23 protein-coding genes and 10 tRNA genes are annotated in these 20,380 nt (G+C 69.9%); 23 read left to right on the top strand and 10 right to left on the bottom strand.

Going from position 1 to position 20,380, the window contains the following annotated elements:
- Positions 1 to 46: 46 nt before the first annotated feature.
- Positions 47 to 427 carry a hypothetical protein gene (locus JRI60_RS39650; protein WP_204221209.1) on the top strand — a complete coding sequence of 127 codons (381 nt, stop codon included), beginning with the start codon at positions 47 to 49 and terminating at the stop codon, positions 425 to 427.
- On the opposite strand, the gene JRI60_RS39655 is transcribed toward JRI60_RS39650, so the two are convergent.
- Entirely contained in the window at positions 415 to 1,002 is a 588-nt protein-coding gene (locus tag JRI60_RS39655; protein WP_204221210.1) for a TIGR02265 family protein, read from the bottom strand. The genes JRI60_RS39650 and JRI60_RS39655 overlap by 13 nt on opposite strands.
- Before the next feature lie 236 nt (positions 1,003 to 1,238).
- On the opposite strand from JRI60_RS39655, the gene JRI60_RS39660 reads away from it, so the two are divergent.
- Positions 1,239 to 1,502, top strand: coding sequence for a hypothetical protein (locus tag JRI60_RS39660; RefSeq protein ID WP_204221211.1), 264 nt, complete (start codon positions 1,239 to 1,241; stop codon positions 1,500 to 1,502).
- Positions 1,503 to 1,522: 20 nt separating this feature from the next.
- Here the strand turns inward: JRI60_RS39660 and JRI60_RS39665 are convergent, their stop codons facing one another.
- Positions 1,523 to 2,185, bottom strand: a complete 663-nt coding sequence (locus JRI60_RS39665) for a DUF2231 domain-containing protein (protein WP_204221212.1) — start codon at positions 2,183 to 2,185, stop codon at positions 1,523 to 1,525.
- 195 nt (positions 2,186 to 2,380) lie between these two features.
- Between JRI60_RS39665 and JRI60_RS39670 the strand changes: the two genes are divergently transcribed.
- Both JRI60_RS39670 and JRI60_RS39675 read left to right on the top strand, forming a co-directional pair.
- Positions 2,381 to 2,596, top strand: a complete 216-nt coding sequence (locus JRI60_RS39670; protein ID WP_204221213.1) for a DUF2905 domain-containing protein — start codon at positions 2,381 to 2,383, stop codon at positions 2,594 to 2,596.
- Between the two features lie 146 nt (positions 2,597 to 2,742).
- On the top strand, positions 2,743 to 3,261 hold the full coding sequence (locus JRI60_RS39675) for a hypothetical protein (RefSeq protein ID WP_204221214.1): 519 nt from the start codon (positions 2,743 to 2,745) through the stop codon (positions 3,259 to 3,261).
- 16 nt (positions 3,262 to 3,277) lie between these two features.
- Here JRI60_RS39675 and JRI60_RS39680 read toward each other — a convergent pair whose 3' ends face one another.
- A complete protein-coding gene (locus JRI60_RS39680; protein ID WP_204221215.1) occupies positions 3,278 to 5,023 on the bottom strand; it encodes a DUF6311 domain-containing protein in 1,746 nt (581 codons plus the stop codon).
- A 182-nt stretch (positions 5,024 to 5,205) separates the two neighbouring features.
- On the opposite strand from JRI60_RS39680, the gene JRI60_RS39685 reads away from it, so the two are divergent.
- The 6 genes from JRI60_RS39685 (at position 5,206) to JRI60_RS39710 (ending at position 9,853) form a co-directional block, all read left to right on the top strand.
- Entirely contained in the window at positions 5,206 to 6,150 is a 945-nt protein-coding gene (locus tag JRI60_RS39685; RefSeq protein ID WP_204221216.1) for a DUF1684 domain-containing protein, read from the top strand.
- Between the two features lie 64 nt (positions 6,151 to 6,214).
- Positions 6,215 to 6,460: a hypothetical protein gene (locus tag JRI60_RS39690; RefSeq protein ID WP_204221217.1), complete on the top strand. Its 246-nt coding sequence runs from the start codon at positions 6,215 to 6,217 to the stop codon at positions 6,458 to 6,460.
- Positions 6,461 to 6,472: 12 nt separating this feature from the next.
- Complete coding sequence (locus tag JRI60_RS39695) at positions 6,473 to 7,051, top strand: ThiF family adenylyltransferase (RefSeq protein ID WP_204221218.1); 579 nt, start codon at positions 6,473 to 6,475, stop codon at positions 7,049 to 7,051.
- A 127-nt stretch (positions 7,052 to 7,178) separates the two neighbouring features.
- Positions 7,179 to 7,346, top strand: a complete 168-nt coding sequence (locus JRI60_RS39700; RefSeq protein WP_204221219.1) for a hypothetical protein — start codon at positions 7,179 to 7,181, stop codon at positions 7,344 to 7,346.
- Positions 7,347 to 7,467: 121 nt separating this feature from the next.
- Positions 7,468 to 9,678, top strand: a complete 2,211-nt coding sequence (locus JRI60_RS39705; protein ID WP_204221220.1) for a peptidase domain-containing ABC transporter — start codon at positions 7,468 to 7,470, stop codon at positions 9,676 to 9,678.
- 4 nt (positions 9,679 to 9,682) lie between these two features.
- Positions 9,683 to 9,853 (top strand): hypothetical protein, encoded by a 171-nt coding sequence (locus JRI60_RS39710; protein WP_204221221.1) that lies wholly within the window; start codon positions 9,683 to 9,685, stop codon positions 9,851 to 9,853.
- Between the two features lie 274 nt (positions 9,854 to 10,127).
- On the opposite strand, the gene JRI60_RS39715 is transcribed toward JRI60_RS39710, so the two are convergent.
- From JRI60_RS39715 to JRI60_RS39745, 7 genes are all read right to left on the bottom strand, one after another.
- Complete coding sequence (locus JRI60_RS39715) at positions 10,128 to 11,093, bottom strand: ATP-grasp domain-containing protein (protein WP_204221222.1); 966 nt, start codon at positions 11,091 to 11,093, stop codon at positions 10,128 to 10,130.
- Entirely contained in the window at positions 11,090 to 12,841 is a 1,752-nt protein-coding gene (locus tag JRI60_RS39720; protein ID WP_204221223.1) for a vitamin K epoxide reductase family protein, read from the bottom strand. Before JRI60_RS39720 ends, JRI60_RS39715 begins: the two co-directional genes overlap by 4 nt.
- Positions 12,842 to 12,910: 69 nt before the next feature.
- Positions 12,911 to 13,726 carry a metal-dependent hydrolase gene (locus tag JRI60_RS39725; protein WP_204221224.1) on the bottom strand — a complete coding sequence of 272 codons (816 nt, stop codon included), beginning with the start codon at positions 13,724 to 13,726 and terminating at the stop codon, positions 12,911 to 12,913.
- Between the two features lie 112 nt (positions 13,727 to 13,838).
- On the bottom strand, positions 13,839 to 14,435 hold the full coding sequence (locus JRI60_RS39730) for a hypothetical protein (protein ID WP_204221225.1): 597 nt from the start codon (positions 14,433 to 14,435) through the stop codon (positions 13,839 to 13,841).
- A gap of 14 nt (positions 14,436 to 14,449) precedes the next feature.
- Positions 14,450 to 15,448: an MvdC/MvdD family ATP grasp protein gene (locus JRI60_RS39735; protein ID WP_204221226.1), complete on the bottom strand. Its 999-nt coding sequence runs from the start codon at positions 15,446 to 15,448 to the stop codon at positions 14,450 to 14,452.
- Positions 15,449 to 15,472: 24 nt separating this feature from the next.
- Positions 15,473 to 16,474, bottom strand: coding sequence for an MvdC/MvdD family ATP grasp protein (locus JRI60_RS39740; RefSeq protein WP_204221227.1), 1,002 nt, complete (start codon positions 16,472 to 16,474; stop codon positions 15,473 to 15,475).
- A 37-nt stretch (positions 16,475 to 16,511) separates the two neighbouring features.
- On the bottom strand, positions 16,512 to 16,727 hold the full coding sequence (locus tag JRI60_RS39745; protein ID WP_204221228.1) for a microviridin/marinostatin family tricyclic proteinase inhibitor: 216 nt from the start codon (positions 16,725 to 16,727) through the stop codon (positions 16,512 to 16,514).
- Between the two features lie 281 nt (positions 16,728 to 17,008).
- Between JRI60_RS39745 and JRI60_RS39750 the strand changes: the two genes are divergently transcribed.
- From JRI60_RS39750 to JRI60_RS39810, 13 genes are all read left to right on the top strand, one after another.
- Entirely contained in the window at positions 17,009 to 17,194 is a 186-nt protein-coding gene (locus JRI60_RS39750) for a hypothetical protein (RefSeq protein ID WP_204221229.1), read from the top strand.
- A gap of 91 nt (positions 17,195 to 17,285) precedes the next feature.
- Positions 17,286 to 17,372, top strand: a tRNA-Tyr gene (locus JRI60_RS39755).
- 80 nt (positions 17,373 to 17,452) lie between these two features.
- Positions 17,453 to 17,523 (top strand) — tRNA-Lys (locus JRI60_RS39760).
- A 5-nt stretch (positions 17,524 to 17,528) separates the two neighbouring features.
- Positions 17,529 to 17,600: transfer RNA gene (locus JRI60_RS39765), tRNA-Gln, on the top strand.
- A 22-nt stretch (positions 17,601 to 17,622) separates the two neighbouring features.
- Positions 17,623 to 17,694, top strand: a tRNA-Asn gene (locus tag JRI60_RS39770).
- A 6-nt stretch (positions 17,695 to 17,700) separates the two neighbouring features.
- A tRNA-Pro gene (locus JRI60_RS39775) sits at positions 17,701 to 17,776 on the top strand.
- A 21-nt stretch (positions 17,777 to 17,797) separates the two neighbouring features.
- A tRNA-Pro gene (locus JRI60_RS39780) sits at positions 17,798 to 17,871 on the top strand.
- A 19-nt stretch (positions 17,872 to 17,890) separates the two neighbouring features.
- Positions 17,891 to 17,962, top strand: a tRNA-Met gene (locus tag JRI60_RS39785).
- A gap of 9 nt (positions 17,963 to 17,971) precedes the next feature.
- Positions 17,972 to 18,044: transfer RNA gene (locus JRI60_RS39790), tRNA-Phe, on the top strand.
- A gap of 23 nt (positions 18,045 to 18,067) precedes the next feature.
- Positions 18,068 to 18,135 (top strand) — tRNA-Trp (locus tag JRI60_RS39795).
- 33 nt (positions 18,136 to 18,168) lie between these two features.
- Positions 18,169 to 18,243: transfer RNA gene (locus tag JRI60_RS39800), tRNA-Leu, on the top strand.
- A gap of 26 nt (positions 18,244 to 18,269) precedes the next feature.
- Positions 18,270 to 18,812, top strand: a complete 543-nt coding sequence (locus JRI60_RS39805) for an HNH endonuclease (RefSeq protein ID WP_204221230.1) — start codon at positions 18,270 to 18,272, stop codon at positions 18,810 to 18,812.
- A gap of 191 nt (positions 18,813 to 19,003) precedes the next feature.
- Positions 19,004 to 20,323, top strand: coding sequence for a glycosyltransferase (locus tag JRI60_RS39810; protein ID WP_204221231.1), 1,320 nt, complete (start codon positions 19,004 to 19,006; stop codon positions 20,321 to 20,323).
- Positions 20,324 to 20,380: the final 57 nt, after the last annotated feature.

The following is a 20,380-nucleotide window of genomic DNA, read 5'->3' on the forward strand; positions in this document are numbered from 1 at the left end:
GACGCCCCTCTCCCTCTGGGAGAGGGGCGGGGGTGAGGGTCTACGCATGCGACAGCGAGAGGTCTGCCTGCTCATCGGCCGTCAAGGGACAGTGCTGTGGAGCGATGCCTCGGACAGTCCCGTCTTGCTGCCGGACTCCCGCGCGCGCTGGGAAGCCATCTGGCGGCTGCGCGGTGAGCTGGAGGAGATCGCCCACAGCCACCCGGTGGGGCCATTGGGCTTCAGCGCCGAGGACGAGACGACGATGGCGGCACTCACGGAGGCACTCGGCCGTCCCGTGCGTTTCTCGGTGGTGGCGCCCACGGGGATGGTGGTGCGAGAGGGCGGCGAGGACGTGCGCGTCACCGAGGAGCCCGAATGGGTCCCGCGCCTGCGGGCGGAGTCCGGGATGACGCATGGACCCAGCGGAAAACCCTACCAGGTGTAGACCAGGTTGAAGTCCGCTCCGGGATCCCGGTAGTCCGTCAGGGTGACGGTCGGCTCGAGTCCGGACACCGAGCGGATCAACTCCCGGTACATGCCGAGGATCCACGCCGGCCCCGTCACCTCCTTCTTGAAGAGGAGCCGGGCGGAATTGGCACTCAGCTTCTCGTACGCGCGCTCACCATGGCTGGTCGCGGCCCTGGCCGAGGCCGTCGTCGCCGCCAGGATCTGGTGCATGTCCCGACCCGGGAACTTCCACATGGCCCGGCCGAGCGGGGACGCGACGTACCCGCGCGCGGAGAACACGCCCAGCTCCTCCATCGCCTCCGCATAGGAGATGCCGAGTTGACGCTCGACGGCGCTCGCCGCCGCATCCATGACGCGCAACTGTTCGACGACGGGAAGGGTGTAGGCCGCGCCTTGCTCCAACGACGGAGCCACGGCCCGGACCTCCCCGACGGCCTCGGGCCCCAGTCGCTCCTCGACATACGACAGGGTGGAAGTGAGGAACTGCGCCTGGGTTCTCGCCTCGGGTGGCGACAGGGCGATGCGGCGCAGCATGGCGTCTCTCGTGTCCATCACCCGAAAGTCTATCGCCGTCCCCTCAGCCGCTGCCATCGGCCATCCGGCGTCGCCGCATGCACTCCGCTCCTGGGGAGGTCCGTCCATACACGCCTCACATCCTCGTGCCGCGCGCCAGCGGTGGCGTGCTTTCGTGCTCGTTCCAGAACGGAACAACCGCCCGCCCGTTCTCCGGGCAATCGAAGAACCAGAAGACGAAGTGCATGCTCCGCGCGCGAGCTAGGATGGAGCGCGTGAGCACGGACCATCCCGAGGACAGTGGGCGTACGGATCGCTGGCAGAGTCTGGTGGCGGGGGCCTTCCTGCTGGAGGAAACACTGGCCTCCAAGGAGGGCCCCGGGGATACGTCTGGCGCAATCCCCCCAGCCCTTCGCTACCTGGACAGCCTGCTCGAGGTCTTCCCCTCGAGCCTGGATCCAGTGGAGGACTTCGAGGGCTACGCCGTCCGGCGGATGGCCCTCGCCCTGCGGCGCGCCCTGGAGCAGGGCGGCCGCTGAGCGGGCCTCGAAACGGCACGCTACACCGGACGGATCTCCGGGCGGGACTCGCCCAGCCCGACCGGAGGCCGCTGCTCGAGCTTCTGTTCGATGGATTTCACGCCGAACGCGCTGGGGTCCAGCTGCTCGCGGCCCACGAAGACCTGGCGGGCACGGCCCAGCAACCACCCGAGCCCCTTCACCGCGTCGCGCAGGAGCCGCGCGGGCGCCTGGCGCGAGAGCAACGGCGGGCTGCGCTGGTCGAGCTCCTCGCCCTTCATGGTCAGATCCTTCACACCCACGCCGTGCGTGTACACCATCTCGCCGCCCAGCCAGCCGGTGTAGGAGGCGAAGGCGAACGCGCCCAGGCCCAGGATGTTGGAGAGCAGGGAGGGCCGGTGGCTCGCGCGCCACATGGCGACCCCGAAGGCCCCCAGCACGATGGTCACGTTGCCAAGACCATGGAGGAACATCATGTCCCGGGTGTGCCGCTCCTCGACCTTCACCTCCTGCGAGGCCGCCATCCCGGCCAGGCCCGCCAACAATCCACTCGCCGCCGTGGTCCACCACAGCGTCCGGGCGGCCTTGTCCAGCCTCCGGTTGCCGGAGAGCGCCGCCGCCAGGTCGATGACGACCGTGGATGGAAGCAGCGCCAGCGGCGCGTGGATCAACGTCGGGTGCAGCTCGTGTACGCGAGTCTCCATGGAATTCCTCCTCATCTCCGAAACCTTGGGGCGCGACGCTCGGCGGACAACCCGCCCCGCCGGACTCCTGGATGCCCCACCCCCAGGCAAAGAGACGCCTCCAGGGAGGGGCGGACGAGGAAGCACTCCCATTGCCAGGAAGGGCGGGCGTGGGCAGACCACCAGCCCCCGGAGGCGGGGCCTCGGGAGGACACGATGAAATCGACGGGGCTGATGCTGGTGCTGGCGGGGCTCGGCCTCGTCGTCATCGGGCTGCTGGTGTACTCGGGCGCGCTGTCCTGGTTCGGACGGCTGCCAGGTGACGTGCGCTGGGAGGGTGAACACACCCGCGTCTACGTCCCGCTGGTCTCGATGCTGCTGCTCTCCGCGCTGTTGAGCCTGATCTCCTTCGTGGTGCGCCGGTTCCTCTGACCCCCGGCGCTTCACTTCATCGAAGCCTCGCGGCCTCGCGATGCTTACGCATTCGTCGGATGGAGTTCACTCCATCCAAGACGCTGCTTGGGTGTGGACCCGTAGTGACTAGGCTTGCACCCGCTCACCTCAAGGAGGAGCACCGCATGTCGATCGAATCGCGCCCGCCGCAGGAGGCCGAACAGCAGAACACGGCCGAAATGATAGCCCCCACCGCCAACCCGCCCGAGCAGGCCCCCGCCTCCGTGACGCCCACGGGCCAGCCCGGCGCCCGGCGCAAGATGGGCAAGTCGGGGCCTCCGGGGCCGGCCAGGAAGGGCCGCACCGTCGCCAGGCGCAAGCCGGAGAAGAAGCGCCCCGCCCCCGCTGGCCAGAAGCGGGCAGCCGCGGCCCGCAAGAACACGCGGGCCACCAGCAAGACCTTCCGCGAGAAGGAGGGCTGGAGAACCGAGCCCAAGGTGGGCGGCCGCAAGCCCTCGGCCTCGCAGAAGAAGGGTCCCAGCAAGAAGGCGGGACCAGCCCAGAAGACCCTCGCCAAGCGTCCCACCGCCAAGCGTCCCACCGCCAAGCGTCCCACCGCCAAGCGTCCCACGGCGAAGACCGCCGCCCGGCGCACGGTCGCCGCCGCCAAGCGCGCCGTGAAGCGGGTCACCGGACGCCGCTAGACGCCCTCCCCTCCCCTCACGGGCCGGCGGGCCGAGGGGCCTGGATGCGCCGCGCCTCGAGCAACCGGCGGAACACGCTCTCCTTCTGGGAGGAGACGCACACCGCGTGCCCATCGAGCTCGCCGCACACCACCGCCTCCGGATGACGCAGGAAGGGCGTCAGGTACGAGGGGTGCACCACGTAAACGGTCTCGGGTTGGAACTCGCCGCGCTCGGCCTCCTGCTGGAGCGCGGTGCAGTAGGCCCGCGCCAGCACCGGGTCCACGCGCGCCAGGTACGCGCTGTTGAAGGTCATTCCCAGCGCCGCCGCCTGGTACGCGAACATGGGGCTGAAGGGCGCGCCGGGCCCGGGGTACGGGCAGCCCCGGCCATTCCCATCGTGCAGTTGCGGCGGGAACAGCACGAGGTGCCGGTAGTCGCCCTTCATCCGCTTCCACGCGGAGGGGTTCAAACCATTCCAGGCCTGGCTCTGGAAGCGCTCCCGGGCCACGGCGCGGCCGAGGTCGAACACCTGCACGCCCACGGCGAGGGCGAGCAGCCCGATGCCCACCCAGGGCCGGCGGCGCCACGCGCCCAGCACGAGCGCGAGGCCCCCCGTCAGCAGGGCGTAGTGCAGCGGCCAGATGAAGCGCCCCGAGGAGCGGAACGGCTCCACGAACCGCATCACCGGCTGGTAGAGCCCGCTCAAATCCAGCACCGGCCGCCCCGCGAGGGTGACGCGCGCGGAGAGCGCGTACACCCCCAGCAGCAGGCAGCACACGGCCAGGGGCACCGCGCGCTTCCACCGTGGCGGCTCCTCCGAGCGCCGCATCAGCCGGAGCACGAGCGAGGAGCCCACTCCCAGCACCAGCAGGAGCAGGACGCCCGCGCCCAGGTAGCCGAACCCCTCGTACTGGCCCCGTGCCGTGCCCAGGGTGGGCAACAGCCTCGACCAGTCCATGGGGTTGATGAGCGTGAGCAGGTCGGACGAGACGTCGCCGAAGCCCTCGATGCCAGCCGGGGTGCTCGTGCCCAGGTAGCCGAGCACCCAGAAGAGGCCCAGCAGGAGCACGACGAGCCCACCCAGGCCGAGCCCCACCCCTCGCCAGGAGAGCACCCGGTCCACCAGGCGCAGCCGCAGCAGCGCCGCCGCGCCGAGCGCCAGTGCCATGGCCGACAGGTAGGGGTGGAGGGTGGCGCTCAGGCCCACCAGGAGGAAGGTCACCGCCACGGCGCGCCGCGCCGCCGGCTCATCCGGCCAGTCGCGCAGGTTCACCCAGAGGAGCCCGAGGACGAGCCAGTGCGCGCAGAGGCTCTCGTGACCCAGTCGCCACATCAGCACGGGCGCGAGCGCGAAGAGCATCCCGCCCAGCAACTGCGCGACCCGGTGGGAGGTGAACAGCGCCGTCAGCCGGGAGCCCACGAAACCCTGGAGGAAGAAGCACAGCGCGAGCCAGGGTCCCACGTACTGGAAGGGAAAGGGCAGCACCCCGGCGAAGGGCCGCAGGAGCAGGGCCACCAGGGGCGTGGAGTCCGTGAAGCCCACCGTCGTCCCGAGCGGATGGGCCAGGCCGGGGATGGCCCCGAGGGGGAACTGGAAGAGCGGCTCGTTGCGGAAGAAGAGCCAGCCCACCAGGTGCGTGGACCAGTCACCCACCATCAACCAATCCACCTCGCGGGGGTCGAGCGCACGGTCCCCGTGGCCCTGGATGAACCAGAACACGCCGAAGGCCCCGGCCAGCACCGCGGCCACGTACTCCCGCCCCCGTTTCCACGTGCTCATCGCCCCTCCGACTGCGTTCCACCTCACCCCCACCCTTACCGGAAGGAGGGGGCGAGCGTCTCGCCTTCCCGTGAGCCAGGGAGGCGTCCGAGCACTTCCAGCGGCAGGTAGCCCGGAGCTCCAACGGAATTCCCGCTCGCGGAAGGTGGACGGAACGGGAGGGGATTGCCATGGTCCGCTCCATGCGAATTGCTCGTCTGCTTCCCCTCTGCACGCTGGCGTTCGCGGCTCCCGCGCTCGCCGCCCGCCCCCCTGGAAAGTCCCCCATGACGAAGCCCGCCGAAACGAAGCCCGCCGAGACGAAGCCGTTCGATCTCGAGGCGGAGACCCGTGCCTGGCACCAGAAGCGCATCTCGAACCTCACGTCCGAGGACGGCTGGCTCACCCTGGTGGGGCTGCACTGGCTCAAGGAGGGCGACAACCGCTTCGGCTCGGCCGCGGAGAACGACCTGGTCTTCCCCGCCGGGACGCCGGAGCGCATCGGCACCCTCACCCTCAAGGGCAACAAGGTGACGCTGGCCGTCCAGCCGGGAGTCCCCCTCACCCGGGCGGGCCAGCCCTTCACCGGGGGCGAGCTGCGCACCGATGCCGACGGTCAGCCGGACGTGCTCTCCCTGGGCACGCTGCGCTTCTTCGCCATCCGACGGGGCGAGCACATCGGCATCCGGGTGAAGGACACGGAGGCGCAGGCGCGCAAGCAGTTCCACGGCATCCCCACCTGGCCGGTGAGCGCCGCCTGGCGCATCGAGGGCCGCTTCGAGCCCGCCACCACGCCGCGGAAGATGTCGGTGCCCACGGTGCTCGGGACGGTGGAGGAGATGAGCTCTCCGGGCACGATCGTCTTCACGGTGAACGGCCAGGAGTACCGGTTGGACCCGGTGCGGGAGCCCGGCGACGACAAGCTCTTCATCATCTTCGCGGACCCGACCAACCGCACGGAGTCGTACGGCGCGGGCCGCTTCCTGTACGCGGATGCGCCGAAGGACGGGAAGGTGGTGCTCGACTTCAACCGGGCCTACAACCCTCCGTGCGCCTTCTCTCCCTACGCCACGTGCCCGCTGCCGCCGCCGCAGAACCGGCTGAAGGTGCGCGTGGAGGCCGGCGAGAAGCGCTACGGCGACCACTGAGCGTCAGGAACACCGCCTCCCACACGTCTCCCCGCGCGACACCCCGTGCGCAAGGAGACGTGACATGGCGACGCTGAACATCACCTACAACGGTCTGTCCTCGGACCTGCCGCTCGAGCTGGACGGCCACGTGACGGACGTGGACGTGAGGCGCATCGCCGTGGAGGTGGTGCGCTCGGGTGGGGCGCCGGGGATGCACATCGCCCACCTGCGCGAGGACGCCTTCAACCACTACGTGGTGGACCGGTTCCGCGGGCCCCGGGGCGAGGAGCGCATCTACCTGCGGCCCAAGGTGCCCTTCGGGGCGTGAGGAGGGCACCCCATGCGCATCATCTTCTGCGGGGTGGGTGCCATCGGCTCCACGGCGGCGATGCTGTGCCGCAACCTGGAGGCGACGCTCGTCTTCATCGACTTCGACCGGGTGGAGTCGAAGAACCTGCTGGCGCAGGCCTTCGTGAAGCCCTCGGTGGGGAAGAACAAGGCCGAGGCGCTGAAGCTCCAGCTGCTCAACCTGCACGGGGTGAAGGCCGAGTCCTTCGGCGTGCGGGTGACGCGCGACAACGTGGCGGCGCTGTGCGGGAGCGCGGATCTGCTCATCGACTGCTTCGACAACCAGGAGAGCCGCCTGCTGTTGAGCGGGTTCGCCCGGGGCGCGGGCAAGCCGCTGGTGCACGGGGCGCTGGCGGCCGACGGCACCTTCGGACTGGTGCGCTGGGACGAGCGCTTCGTCCCCGACGCCGAGGACACCGTGGGACAGGCCACGTGTGAGGGAGGCGCCCATCTGCCCCTCATCGGTCAGCTCGGCGCCACGCTCGCGCGGGTCGTGCAGGACTTCATCCAGCACGGCACCCGCCGCGACGCCATGGTGAGCCTCGTGGCGGTGACGCCCACGGCCTCCTGAGCATGCACATGTACACTGAACATGCACATGTACACTGGAGGGTCGTGGAGTGAACGATGTATCCTGCGCTCGCCGATCGGGGGGTTCCGATCGGTCCGTACACCACACCAACCCAGGAGACGACACCATGGCCAACGAGAAGAAGACCAAGAAGATCAAGGAGCTGTTCGTGCAGGACCTCGCCCGCATCCAGGGTGGACGTGGTGAGACGGCCAAGCCCTCCGTGATGATGCCCCCCAACACCACCCTGGCCTGTTGTGAGGAGGCGAACGACGGCTGCTGCGCCGTCGACTAGTCCGCCCGCACGGGTATCTGGCGCGTGCCGTCCGTCCGAGGCACGCGCCTCGTGGTTCCCCAGCGAGGGGCCGAGCTCGCGCCGCTTGGGCGGTGCTGGAGCCGCGTGGTACCCACGAAGCGTGCCTCGCTCCAGCCTCGCCACCGTCTTGCGCCGCTACCCGCTCCGGCTCCAGTCCGAGGAGGCCGACTGCGGCCCGGCCTGCCTGGAGATGGTGGCCGCCTACCATGGCGCCCGGCACGCGCTGGCGACTCTCAAGGAGATGACGCACGTCCAGGCCTTCGGCACCTCGCTGTTGGATCTCGCCACCGCCGCCCAGCAGCTCGGCTTCGAGGCCCGGGGCGTCCATGTGGAGGAGCCGGGAGAGCTCGAGGACGAGGAGGGCCGCGCGATGCTGCCCGCCATCGCCCACTGGAACGAGGACCACTTCGTCGTCCTCTATGAGGTGACGCCGAAGGAGGCCGTGGTGGGAGACCCCGCGGTGGGGCTGCTCCGCGTGCCGCGCGAGAAGCTCGGCCAGCACTGGAACGGCATCCTCCTGCTGCTCGAGCCCACGGAGGCGCTCTTCAAGCCCGGTCAGCTCCCGGGAGCGCCGGCCACGCGCCGCCCTCACGTGCTCGGCCGATTCCTGCGCGGGCTGTGGCGCTACCGCGCGCTCATCGCCCAGATCGCCCTGGCCTCGCTGCTCCTCCAGAGCCTGGCGCTCGCCCAGCCCCTGCTGTTCCGGGGACTGGTGGACAAGGCGGTGGGAGGCAAGGACGTCTCGCTGCTCGGGGCCATCGGCGTGGGGCTCGGGGTGTTGATGCTGGCGCAGGTGGCGGTGACGCTCGTGCGGGGCGCGACGCTCTTCCTGCTCTCCAGCGGCTACTCCATGCTGCTGCTGACGCAGTTCTGGAAGCGCCTGCTGTCGCTGCCCATCTCCTTCTTCGCGCGGCGCCACCGGGGCGACCTGCTCAGGCGCCTGGAGGACCACCAGCGCATCCGGCGCACCCTCCAGGGCGCGACGGCCTCGGCGATGCTCGATGCCGTCATGCTGGTGGGCTACGGGGTGGTGCTGTTCCTCTATGACCCCATCGTCTTCGCCATCTTCCTGGCGGGCATGACGCTGTACGCCGGGTGGACGACGCTGGTGCTGATGCGGCGCACGCGGGCGGACACCGAGCGCTTCCGGGTGAGCGCGGACTCCAGCCGCCTGGAGATGCAGATGATTGGCGGCATCCAGACGCTCAAGGCCTGCGGGGCCGAGCGCCAGGCGCGGACCCAGTGGGAGCGGCTCCAGGCGCGAGACCACGCCGCCACCCGCCGCCTCTGGGGACTCGACCTGGCGCACCAGGCCGGTGCCCAGCTGCTCAACCAGGCCATGTACGTGGGCATCCTCTTGTACGAGGCGCGCCTGGTCATCTCCGGGAGCCTGACGATGGGGCAGATGGTGGCCACGCTCGCCATCCTCGGCCTGGTGCTGGCGCCCCTGCAGAACCTCATCGCCTTCGCCCAGCACCTGCAGGACGTCCTGGTGTCCCTGCGCCGGGTGGGGGTCGTCTACGAGACGGAGCCCGAGCTCACCGACGATGCCCCCGTGGAGCCCGCGCTGAAGGCCGCGCCGGAGATCGCCCTGGAGGGCGTCACCTTCCGCTACGGCTCGCCGCACGAGCCGCCCGTGCTCGATGACGTGAGCTTCACCGTGCCCGCGGGGAAGATGACTGCCATCGTGGGCCGCTCGGGCGCGGGCAAGACGACGCTCACCCAGGTGCTCTACGGCCTGTACCGGCCCCAGGCGGGGCGCGTCCTCTACGACGGCAAGCCCCTCGAGGACTTCAACCCCGCGAGCCTGCGCCGCTCGGTGGGCTTCGTGTTCCAGAAGACGGACATCTTCGACGGCTCGCTGGCGGAGAACATCGCGCTGGGGGACCCGAGCCCGGATCGCGAGCGGCTGCTGTACGCCGCGCGCACCGCGTGCCTGGACGACCTGCTCGCGCTCCCCCGGGGGCTCGACACGCGCATCGGGGAAGCGGGCATCAAGCTGTCCGGAGGCGAGGAGCAGCGGCTACAACTGGCGCGCGCCATCTATCGGGATCCCCGGGTGCTCTTCCTGGACGAGGCCACCAGCCACCTGGACGCGACGCTCGAGCGCGCCATCACCGAGGCGTTGCGGCGCGAGGCCCAGGGACGCACGCTGGTGGTGGTGGCGCACCGGCTGTCCACGGTCCGGCGCGCGGACAAGATCGTCGTGCTGGAGAAGGGGCGCGTGGTGGAGGAGGGCACCCACGAGCAGCTGGTGGCCCTTCCCGGCGGACGCTACCGCGCGCTGGTGGAAAACCAGATGGAGGGCTGAAGGCATGCGCACCGAGCACGACGACGAGAAGGATCCCGCCCTCACGGAGGAGATCCGCGCCATCCTCCATCCGAGAGCCCGGCTCACGATGTGGCTCACGGTGACCCTGGCGCTGGGACTGGGCGCGGCGGCCTGGCTGGCCTCGCGCACGCTGCTGGCCGCCCTGTGGCGGTAACGCGCGAGTGGAGTGTCCACGAAGTCTCTGGACATGGTCCGAGGGCCCGTGGATGTCCCCTCTCCCTCTGGGAGAGGGCTAGGGTGAGGGTCTTCCCCCCTGGAGCGCATGACCCCATGGGAGTTCACAGAGGACGGTGAGGGGGGCGGTTGCGTGCCGCAATGCGAGCCGGGGCGAGGAACACGAGGGTGACGACCCTCACCCCCCGCCCTCTCCCAGAGGGAGAGGGCGCATGCGCAACACGATTCTGTCCACGAACTTCATGGACACTCCACTAGCGACGGGTGGGGGCCTCGCCCCGCGCCGCCCGGGCCAGGGTCCGCGCGAGATGGCCCAGGATGTCCGAGCCCGCGCGCGCGTCGAAGCCGAGGAACATGGCCGACGCGTTGAGCTCCAGGAACTTGAGCACCCCGTCCGCGCCGCGCTTGAGGTCCATCCCCGTCCAGCGCAGGCCGAGCACCTCGGCGGCCTTCACGCACTGGCGGGCCACCTCGGCAGGCAGCTCCACCTGCTCGACGCGCTCCTCGTTCTGCCGGAAGTCGAGCGCGGAGGACGTGATGCGCAGGCTGGCGATGATCTCCCCATCCAGCACGTAGACGCGGATGTCCTCACCGGGCAGCAGCTCCTGGAAGGTGACGGGAGCGGCGTCCAGCGAGCCGAGGCGCTCGTCGGTGAGGTCCTCGGCGAAGAGCTCCTTGGTGGCGGCACCGCCGGTGACGGGCTTGTAGGCCACGCGCTGGCCGGCGGCGAAGCGGCGCACGGCTTCCGCGTCATTGGTCCAGAGCGTCCTCGGCACGGGCAGCCCGGCGGCCTTCAGCAGTGCCAGCTGCGTGGGCTTGGGGGTGCGCCAGTCGGACGAGGGGCCGTTGTACAGGGGCACGCCCAGGGCCTCCCAGCGCCCCATGAGGCCCTTGAGCAGGGTGGCCTTCTCGCGGAAGACCACCAGGGTGGTGCGCCAGTCGTCCTCCATGTCCTCGGAGACGTCCACGCCCATGGCCAGCGGGTGGCCGTGGAACTGGCGCACGTAGACGGCGCCGGGCCGCCCCACGGGACGGCCATCCACGGTGATGCCCTCCAGGTCATCCGACAGCGACACCCGCGTCTTCTCCGGGAAGGCGAGGCTGTCCAGCACGAAGGCTTCCACGCCCTCCTCGCCCAACCGGCGCGCCACCACGTCCACGTGGATGTCCTCGGGCGAGCCCACGAGGAGCACGGGCCCCGCCTGCGTCTTCTCCGTCATGGTGCCTTCCCTTCCTGCCTCTTCGTTTCCGGTGGCGCGAGCACCGACAACAGCCCGGGCCGTACGCACCACGCCTCGACATGGGAGAGGGGCGCCTCGCACCTGCGGTCATCGAAGAAGAACGCGGGGACGCCGGGGGTGCGCTCGACCTTGAGCATGGTGGCCGCTCGCACCTGGGCTCGGGCCGTCTCTCGCGCCGCCTCCAGGGCGCCCCTGTCCAGGCCGGTGAGGGCGGCCAGCTCCGCCAGCGGCTCGGGGGCCTTCATCAGCTCGCGGACCGCCTGCTTCGCCGCGCGGAACGCCTGGAGGAACACGCCGCCGCCGAACGCCACGCCCACGCAGGCCAGCGCCTCGCAGAGGGCGACCTCCCTCGGGTTGCCCGGCTCGATCGGGGGTACGCCCACGTGGACGCGCAGCACGTCACCGTGACGGGCCACCACACCCTCCAGCTGCTCCAGCAGGGGGCCACACTGCTTGCATCCAGGGCTCGCCAGCATCACCAGCGTGTGCGGTGCCCCCTCCCCTCCTCCCAGGCGCACACCCACCGCGCCCGCGTCCACCGGCAGCGCCTTCTCGCCCGTGAGGCGCGCCAGGGACGTGAGGGGTGAACGCTCGAGCCGTGCCCGGTCGCGCTCGCGCGAGTCGTCCTCCTCCTTCCGGGAGAGGTGGGGCACGGTGGAGGACAGGAGCAACCCGAAGAGGAACACCAGCAGCAGCGCCGCGGGCAACAGTCCCTCGGGAGGCAGCGACACGCGCGGAGCGAGCCCCAGGAGGAACACCGCCGCGCCCGCCGCGTCCACGGCGTGCACCGCCATGCAGAGGGTGCAGAAGCGCCGCATGCGGAGCTGCACCACCACCAGCAGAGCGGAGACGGGCAGCGTGGGAAGGAAGGCCGCGCCCGCCAGCCACGCGGGCGCCACGCTCCCGGAGAGGGCCGAGGTGCACTGCACCAGCAGGGAGGCACCGAAGAAGGCCGCGCCCAGGCCGGACAGCGGCACTCCGGCGATGCGCGCCCAGTCCGAGAGGAGCACGCTCTCGCAGTCCACCGGCCCGCCACCGCCGCACAACACAGAGGCCTTCTGGCCTCGCGTCCACGCCAGCGCGGTGAGGGACGCGGCCAGCCCCAGCGCGGTGAGGCCCGCGAGCAGCGCGCCCGGCCCCCGCACCCCGGCGGGGAGCGCCGACGTGGCGAGTCCCAACAGGAGCACCGCCATCACGCCCAGTCCCCAGCGCACGACGGGGGAGGACGAGGAGCCAACGAGCCCGGTGCGCGGCCGCCACTCCTCCAGCAGCAGCTCACGAGCGCGGCGCGGAAGGTAACCGCGCTCCGGCGCACCCTCCCCCTGGGGCTCCAGGAAGACGATGACGCCGCTCCACAGCGAGACCAGCTCGTCCCGGGTCAGCTCCTGACTGCCATTGCGACTGTCCCAGACGCGGACGCCCGCGGCCCCGGGCAGCACCGCCTCCAGCAGACCGAAGCCCTCCTCCCCGTCCACGACGAAGTGGAGGATGGCGGGCAGCTCCGAGGCCTCCGTCTCCTCCAGCGTCTCCAGGTCCCCCTGCCCCGCCGTGGGCTCCAGCCCCACCGAGCGCGCCACCTCCACCGCGGCCAGCAGCGAGGTGGGCTGCGGGTGGCTCCTGAAAGCCTCGCGCACGTGGGCCCGGGAGTAGCGCAGGCCCCGGCGCCGGACGACCTCGGCGAGCGCCAGGGCCGGGGTGTCATGGGGGAGGGAGGAGTCGCGGAGCATCGGGCGCGGAAGAGAAACCACAAAAGGCGCACGGGGGCGAGCCCCGCCACGCCCGATGCCGCGAGAGGCCTACAGCGCCGTGGCCTTGCCGGCCTCCAGCCGCAGCACCTTGGCCGGAGCCGCGACCTTCTTGAGCTGGCCCTCGAGCTCCTCGGGGTTGCCCTTGAGGAGTGGGAAGGTGCCGTAGTGCATGGGCACCAGGGACTTGACCTTCAGCAGGCGGGCGGCCCGGGCGGCCTCCGCGGGGCCCATGGTGAAGTGACCGCCGATGGGCAGCATCGCCACGGTGGGCTTGAACTGCTCGGCGATGGTGGCCATGGAGGCGAACACGCCGGTGTCACCCGCGTGGTACAGCGTGGGGCCGTTGGCGATCTCCAGCACGTAGCCCACCGGCGCGCCGGCGTACTGGGCGGGGGACTTGTCGTCGGCGGCGTAGCTGCTGGAGTGCACCGCCTCCACGAAGTGGATGGTGACGTCCTTCACCTGGAAGGTGCCGCCCGCGTTGGCGCCCACGCCCTTGTCCTGGGGCAGGCCCAGCAGGTTGATGAGCTCGTAGGAGCCGAACACCTGCGCGCCCGTCTTCGTCGCCAGCTCCTTGGCGCTGCCCGCGTGGTCGAAGTGACCGTGGGTGACGAGGATGGCATCCACCGTCTCCGGCGGCTGCACGCCCTGGGGCGCCTTGGGGTTGCCCAGCCACGGATCGATGGCGATGACCGCGCCGCCCGGGGTGCGCACGAAGAAGCCGGCGTGGCCCCACCACGTCACCTCCGTCTTGCCCTGCGCCGCGGCCGGCTTCGCGCCCTGCCCCTTGCCCTGGGCCGCCGCCGTCCCGCCCACCCCCATCAGTGCCGCCGCCACCACCACTGCCATCAGATTGGTCCGCATGTACGTCCCCTGTCGAAACGAGAATGACCGTCGCGGAGCCCTGGGCCCTCGCGAACGCGCGATCGACTAGCGCGCCCTCACGGCTTGCTCAATCCCGATTCGACCGTCGACGTCAGAACGCGACACCAAAGGCCAGCCGGGGCGTGGGGACGAGCTCCACCCGGATGGCCTCCTCCTCCTCGGACGACTCGAGGTCCGGGATGGCCCGGTACTGGGCCGAGAACCCCGCCGCGAGCGTGAAGCGGTTGAAGAACACCAGCGTCCAGCCGACGCTCCCGCCGACTCCCAGTCCGAAGGCCTTGCGCAGCCCCTGCTCCCGGCGCTCGCGCTGATAGTCCACGGCGACCTCGGGCCCGAAGTAGATGCCGCTCGGGGCCTTTCCAATCACGAAGATCCTCGCCCCCAGCGTGCCGCCCAGCGTCAGGTGCCAGGAGCGCTCGGCGCGGCCATAGGCGAACTCGGGCGCCAGGTAGAGCGAAAAGCCCCGGCTGAGCGCCCGTTCATACTCGACCCCGAGCCGCCGCTCCTTGAGCACCAGCGGGTTGAGGGTGAAGGTGTTCCAGGGGCCCTTGTCCTCGGGAGGAGGCGCCGGCTTGCCGATCTTCGACAACCACTCCTGGAAGCGAGTCAGCGCGTCGTCCTCCGCCAGCGCCACGCGCGGGCCGAGGACACACAGGGCGGAGAGCAGGATCAGCGTGGCTCTGGACATGGAAACCGCGTGCCTCACGGCACCGTCAGCGGCCTGGGGGCGAGTCGGCGCATCGCACGCCCGGAGAGCACGTCCGCCAGCGCCTCGTCGACGGGCAGTCCGGGGTGCTTCATCAGCCACATGAACTCGCCCGACGGGTTCACCTCGAGGAAGACGTGCCGCCCTTCGGGGGTGACGATGAAGTCGAACGCACCATAGTTGAGCCCCAGCGCGTCCATCAGCTTCAGCACCTGCGCGTGGAGGGGCTCGGGCAGCGTGTAGTGCTTCCACGCGCTGACGAGCGCCGCGCCCTCGCGACGCCAGTCCTCACGGGCCCTCGGCAGCGCCTGCGAGTCGATGGAGGCCGCCATCACCCGGTCGCCCACCACCGTCACCCGCAGCTCCATCGCCTTGACCACGCGCTCCTGGAACGTCATCGGGCACAGCTCCAGGCCGTCCAGGTCCTCCAACTGCTTCGCCTCCAGGGGCGTGGTGAAGACCACCTGCTCCTGGCCCTTCTCGTAGACGGCGAACGACGCCATCATCTTCGTGACCACGCCGCCGGGGCAGCTCGCGGCGAAGGCGCGCACCGCCTCTGGATCATTGGTCATCAGCGTGCGCGGAACGTCCATCCCCAGCTCGCGCGCCAGCTTGAGTTGCAGCGGCTTGTGCTCCGAGCGACGCACCACCTCGAGCGCGTCCAGCTGGAAGACACCGAGCGCCGCCATCATCCCGAACACCACCCGCCGGCTCTCCTCCACCGAGGGGGCGCGCAACTGGGGATCCATGTCCTGGGGAATGCGCGAGCCCGTCGCGTTGCGGCGGTACCAGACGGCGGTGACATCCGCCAGCTCGAGCACGCCCTCGGGACCGGAGAGCCGCCCGCCGCCCGCCTCGTCGAGCGAGAGCTGGAGGTCGGTGGGGAACAAATCCGTATTGAACCGGTAGACCCGCGTACCGCGGGACTCGAGGGCTCGCGCCACGGCACGGGGCGCCTCGTTGTCCTGGGAGTGGGTCACGATGAGGATCGTCATGTGTAGGGAATCCGTGTGTGCCCGTCAGAGGGAGCTGCCCTCGGAGGCGAGCGCCTCGGCCAGGGCCGCCGCGATGGGCAGGCCGAGCTCCTTCTCGAGCATGCCCCACTCCCCGCCGGGGTTGACCTCGAGGAAGACGTGCCGTCCCTCGGGTGTGACGATGAAATCCGCGGCGCCGTACACGAGCCCCAGCTCGGCGACCAGGCGCACCAGGCGCGCCGACACTTCCGCTGGCAGCGAGCCCGTCTCCCAGCGCACCTCCTCCGGCCGGGAACGACGCCAGTCCACCTGGCCGGCCACCGAGCGAGAGGCGTCGATGGCGCCCACGAAACAGTGCTCGCCCACCACCACCACCCGCAGCTCGCGCAGCTTGTCGATGCGCTCCTGGAAGACCATGGGGCTGTAGCGCAACCCCTCGAGCTCCTCGAGGTGCTCGGGGCCGATCGCGCTCGTGTACACGAAGGCCCCTCCCCCGGACATGGACTGCGTCAGGGGCGTCAGCATCTTGGCCACCATCCGGCCATTCACCTGCTCGAAGAGGGCACGCACCCGGGCCGCGTCGTTGGTCACCAGCGTGCGCGGCACTTCCAGTCCGAGCGCATGGGCCAGCCGGAGCTGACGCGGCTTGTTCTGCGCCGGCAGGTCGGCGTCCAGCGGGTTGACGAAGCGGCAGCCCGCCGCCTCCAGTCCGTCCAGGAAGCCCTCGAGCGCCGCCCTCGACTCGCGCACACAGCCCTCGCGGAAGGCGGGGTCCAGCGACTCATCGAGCCGGGGCATCACCAACCGGCGCAACCACACCGACCGGACATCCTGCCCGCGCAGCTCGCCGGACGCGGTCCGCAGCGTCACCTCGGCGCCCTCGTGCCCCAACGCGGACGTCAGCTCCAGCTCGGCCGGAAAGCCATCCGTGTTGATGCGCAGCGGGCGGACCCCCCGCCGCGACAGCTCCTCCGCCACACGATCGACGGTGTAGTGGTCACCGCTGTGGGTGAGGAGGAGGACGATGTCGCGGTCAGGGGGCGTCATGGGTCACGAGGCGCGAAACCGAGCGCCAGCAGGTGGTTTAGATGCCACCCTCGTCGCCGTCCGAGGGGTACTTCATGGTCTGGTTGGCCAGCGAGGCGGACTCCTCGTCACCGTCCGAGGGGTACTTCATGGTCTGGTCCTCGTCGCTGTCCGAGGGGTACTTCGTGGTCGCACCACCCGCCACCTGCTCCAGCTCCTGCTCCTCGAGCAGTCGCGCGAAGAACGGCTTCTTGTTCTCAAGGGTCTTCTTCATGGTCCAGCCTCCTTGGTGCTGATCTGTCCTGTCTTCCAGGCGGTTGTACGAGCAACCGCAACCACTATGGATTTCCGACTTATCCAGATCAAGGCAAACCCGTTGTATCGCGCCCCCCTGACGCTCTGACGTGGCAGCGGGGCTTACATCACGTGTGAGCGACTACACTCGAAGACAACCCGGCTCCACGCATTCTCATTCGAGGGGAAAAATCGAGGGGAAAATACCGTGTCAGGGTTCATGAGGCCCGGCGTCTCTTCCCCATGAAAGGAGCGGTGACGATGCGAACGATGACGCAGCCGGGCACGATGAATCCGAAGCAGCACGACAACCATGCCGGTCTCGCCAACGTGCGCGTCAGCGCCTTGCCGGCCCCCTCCTCGCAGTGGCGGTATCAGCGCTATCCCGTCGTGAAGCGCGGTTTCCGCGGGTGCTTCGACTGGAGCCCCCACCCAGGCCTCTTCTGATGCTCCGCCTCCCGAGTGTGTGAGGCGGTGGCGAAGGAGGCCGGGTGCCCGAAAGGGTCCCGGCCTCTCGCATTTCCAGCCTCATCCATCCGGGGACGTAGAGCGTTACGCGAAGACGCACCGGCCTGTAGAGCCGGAGCCTTCAATGGCCCGCTGGGTTCGACTCCCAGCGTCCCCACTCGGCGGTGGAAGCACCGGTTCGCTGACAATTGAATCGCAGTGGTGAAGCGCCGCCTGCCTTCGAGAGAGGCGGCACACGCCTCCGTAGCTCACGGGTAGAGCATCCGCCTCTTAAGCGGACGGTGAGGGTTCGAGTCCCTCCGGGGGTACACATTCCGGGATCGTCCAATGGGTAGGATGGCGGGCTCTGACCCCGCAGATGCAGGTTCGAGTCCTGCTCCCGGAGCTGTAGCGGCAATGCAATACATTTCACGGTAGCTCAATGGCAGAGCGGGCGGTTGTTAACCGCCGTGTTGGGGGTTCGAGTCCCTCCCGTGAAGCTTCATCGGGATGTAGCTCAGCCTGGACGAGAGCGCGTGCTTGGGGTGCACGAGGCCGTCGGTTCGAATCCGGCCATCCCGACTCTGTTTGAAGTTGTCTTTCCTGGGTGTAGCTCAACTTGGTGGAGCGCGCGGTTCGGGTCCGCGAGGCCGCAGGTTCAAATCCTGTCACCCAGATTTTTGATGTTGGTTTCGATGCGGAGTGGGACCGGACGTCCCACCGGGCCTCATAAGCCTGGGCCGCAGGGTTCGACTCCCTGCTCCGCGACTTCATCATGCCGTCCTGGCGTAGGTGGTCCGCGCGCCCGTCTGAAGAGCGGGAGGACCGGGTTCGATTCCTGGGGACGGCACTCGCAGTACACGCAACACTTGTAGGCCGCGCTCCGGGAGCAGCCTGGACTCCAAATCCGGGCGTGCGGGGTTCGACTCCTCGGCGGCCTGTCGTCATCTGCACTGCAACAGGCTCCCCAACCCGTCCGCGTGGCCCAATCGGGAGAGGCGGCTGGCTCAAACCCAGCTCACGTGCGAGTTCGACTCTCGCCGCGGACATCTCACCCCGAAGGAAACCCCGAGTCATGGAGACGCTGGTCCTCAGCCCATCCTACGAACCCGTGGCACGGATCTCCTGGCAGCGCGCGATGATGCTGCTGTGGCAGGGCAAGGTCGAGGTGGTCGAGGAGTACGACGACCGCATCGTCCGCTCCGTCACCCTGGAGATCCGCATGCCCTCCGTCATCCGCTTCCTGCGCGGCGAGCGGCGCAAGGGCCGCGGCATCAAGTTCAGCCGCGACAACGTCTACATGCGAGACAGCTGCCGGTGCCAGTACTGCGGCCGGAAGGTGTCCCGCCCCGAGGCCACGTACGATCACGTCGTGCCCCGGGCCCAGGGCGGCCGCACCACCTGGGAGAACATCGTGATCGCCTGCGTGCCCTGCAACCAGAAGAAGGGCGGGCGCACGCCGGTGCAGGCGGGGATGAAGCTGCTCTCATCTCCCGAGAAGCCTCGCAAGCTCCCGGGCTCGGTGCAGCTCACCTTCGCCTACGAGAAGGGCATGCCCATCTCGTGGAGGAAGTTCCTCCGTGACGTCGCGTACTGGCACACGGAGCTGCAGGAGTGAGCGGCGGGTGTGGGGGGCCACCAGAGGTGGCTCCCTCCGGACCTGCTCCGTGACAGGAGCGGATTCCGACCGGGGAAGCCAGAGGCGACCCCGGGCCCGTACGCCCCGCACGCCGGCAGGCGGATCCTGCTGCCGGCACCCCTCCACCTTTCGCCATCCACTCCCCCGCGTCCGTGTATACCATGCGCCACATGGCCAGAATCGCCTTCCTCCCCATACCGACTCCGGGGCACATCAACCCCACCTTCAAGCTCGCCAAGGTGCTGCGCGCCCGGGGTCACGAGGTGATCTACTCCAGCCTGCGCGACGTCGAGGATCCGATCCTCGCCGAGGGCTTCGCCTTCGAGCCCGCCTTCGAGGAGCAGTGCCCCAAGGGGATGATGCCGCAGGTCGCCGCGAAGCTGGCGGAGTTGCGCGGGCCGCGACTCTTCTTCTACGCCCGCGAGGTCATCCGGTGGAACAACCTCCTGATGCATGAGATGACCCACGGCGGCATCGAGCGGCAGCTCTCCCGGCTGCGCCCGGATCTGATCCTCGTGGACGAGATGCTCCTCCACGCCCGCATCATCGCCTACGGCAGCCGCATCCCCACCCTCGTGCTCAACACGACGATTCCGGAGATGGAGCCCGGCCCTCGGCCCTCAGGCATCCTCAACACCCTCCGCCACGGGTTGCGCAAGAGCTACAGGGAGGCCATCAACCACCTGCTGCATCTCCTCGGCCTGGACTCTCCCATTCCCACCGGCCGGGCCATCGACGAGCTGAGCCGCAAGTACGACTACCCGCTCCCCCCCGACCCCGACGGCATCATCCGCCTCAGCAACCCGCGGATCCCCGAGCTGGTGCTCAGCCCCCGGGAGTTCATCGAGACAGGCACCACCCGCACCGCCGGCCAGTGCCACTACCTCGGCCCCTGCCTCGACCTGGAGCGACAGGAGCCGGACTTTCCCTGGGAGCGGCTCGCCGAGGGCAAGCCCCTCGTCTTCCTCTCGCTGGGCACCCTGTCCTTCGGCGCTCCGGAGAGCCGCGCATTCTTCGAGCTCTGCCTGCGAACCGCGGCCCTGCGGCCAGACTGGCAGTTCGTCCTGGCCACCGGCTCGGTGATCCCCACCTCGCTGGGCACTCCTCCGCCCAACCTCCTCGCTGTCCAGCAAGCCCCCCAGTTGCGGCTGCTGCAGCGCGCGGCGGCCATGGTCACCCACTGCGGATTCAACAGCGCCAAGGAGTGCATCTACTTCGGCGTCCCCATGGTGGCCATTCCCCAGCGGGCGGATCAGCCCCAGGTGGCCCACCTGGTGGCCCACCACGGCCTGGGCGTGCGCAGCTCGCTCCCCGAGCTCACTCCCCAGAAGCTGCTGGCCCTGCTGGACGAGGTCACCACCCGCCCCGCCCTGCGTGGCACGCTGGAGGCCATGCGCGCCCGCTTCCGCGAGACGAACTCGGACGACCACATCGCCTCCACCCTCGAGCGCTTCCTGCCGACCACCCCGGCCAGGGCCCTGGCCGACTGACCCACCCCTGCATGAGACGGGAGCTCCGCGCCGGCCACCGTGAGGCGGCCCGGCGCG

This window comes from Archangium violaceum (genome assembly GCF_016887565.1).
Lineage (GTDB): Bacteria > Myxococcota > Myxococcia > Myxococcales > Myxococcaceae > Archangium > Archangium violaceum_B.

Excerpts from the sequence above, each read along its gene's own strand:
- JRI60_RS39655 (WP_204221210.1), bottom strand. The coding sequence starts at position 1,002 with ATGGACACGAGAGACGCCATGCTGCGCCGCATCGCCCTGTCGCCACCC.
- JRI60_RS39735 (WP_204221226.1), bottom strand. The coding sequence starts at position 15,448 with ATGACGATCCTCATCGTGACCCACTCCCAGGACAACGAGGCGCCCCGT.
- JRI60_RS39730 (WP_204221225.1), bottom strand. The coding sequence starts at position 14,435 with ATGTCCAGAGCCACGCTGATCCTGCTCTCCGCCCTGTGTGTCCTCGGC.
- JRI60_RS39810 (WP_204221231.1), top strand. The coding sequence starts at position 19,004 with ATGGCCAGAATCGCCTTCCTCCCCATACCGACTCCGGGGCACATCAAC.
- JRI60_RS39740 (WP_204221227.1), bottom strand. The coding sequence starts at position 16,474 with ATGACGCCCCCTGACCGCGACATCGTCCTCCTCCTCACCCACAGCGGT.
- JRI60_RS39665 (WP_204221212.1), bottom strand. The coding sequence starts at position 2,185 with ATGGAGACTCGCGTACACGAGCTGCACCCGACGTTGATCCACGCGCCG.
- JRI60_RS39805 (WP_204221230.1), top strand. The coding sequence starts at position 18,270 with ATGGAGACGCTGGTCCTCAGCCCATCCTACGAACCCGTGGCACGGATC.
- JRI60_RS39725 (WP_204221224.1), bottom strand. The coding sequence starts at position 13,726 with ATGCGGACCAATCTGATGGCAGTGGTGGTGGCGGCGGCACTGATGGGG.
- JRI60_RS39680 (WP_204221215.1), bottom strand. The coding sequence starts at position 5,023 with ATGAGCACGTGGAAACGGGGGCGGGAGTACGTGGCCGCGGTGCTGGCC.
- JRI60_RS39650 (WP_204221209.1), top strand. The coding sequence starts at position 47 with ATGCGACAGCGAGAGGTCTGCCTGCTCATCGGCCGTCAAGGGACAGTG.
- JRI60_RS39685 (WP_204221216.1), top strand. The coding sequence starts at position 5,206 with ATGCGAATTGCTCGTCTGCTTCCCCTCTGCACGCTGGCGTTCGCGGCT.
- JRI60_RS39720 (WP_204221223.1), bottom strand. The coding sequence starts at position 12,841 with ATGCTCCGCGACTCCTCCCTCCCCCATGACACCCCGGCCCTGGCGCTC.
- JRI60_RS39690 (WP_204221217.1), top strand. The coding sequence starts at position 6,215 with ATGGCGACGCTGAACATCACCTACAACGGTCTGTCCTCGGACCTGCCG.
- JRI60_RS39715 (WP_204221222.1), bottom strand. The coding sequence starts at position 11,093 with ATGACGGAGAAGACGCAGGCGGGGCCCGTGCTCCTCGTGGGCTCGCCC.
- JRI60_RS39675 (WP_204221214.1), top strand. The coding sequence starts at position 2,743 with ATGTCGATCGAATCGCGCCCGCCGCAGGAGGCCGAACAGCAGAACACG.
- JRI60_RS39695 (WP_204221218.1), top strand. The coding sequence starts at position 6,473 with ATGCGCATCATCTTCTGCGGGGTGGGTGCCATCGGCTCCACGGCGGCG.
- JRI60_RS39670 (WP_204221213.1), top strand. The coding sequence starts at position 2,381 with ATGAAATCGACGGGGCTGATGCTGGTGCTGGCGGGGCTCGGCCTCGTC.
- JRI60_RS39710 (WP_204221221.1), top strand. The coding sequence starts at position 9,683 with ATGCGCACCGAGCACGACGACGAGAAGGATCCCGCCCTCACGGAGGAG.
- JRI60_RS39745 (WP_204221228.1), bottom strand. The coding sequence starts at position 16,727 with ATGAAGAAGACCCTTGAGAACAAGAAGCCGTTCTTCGCGCGACTGCTC.
- JRI60_RS39700 (WP_204221219.1), top strand. The coding sequence starts at position 7,179 with ATGGCCAACGAGAAGAAGACCAAGAAGATCAAGGAGCTGTTCGTGCAG.
- JRI60_RS39750 (WP_204221229.1), top strand. The coding sequence starts at position 17,009 with ATGCGAACGATGACGCAGCCGGGCACGATGAATCCGAAGCAGCACGAC.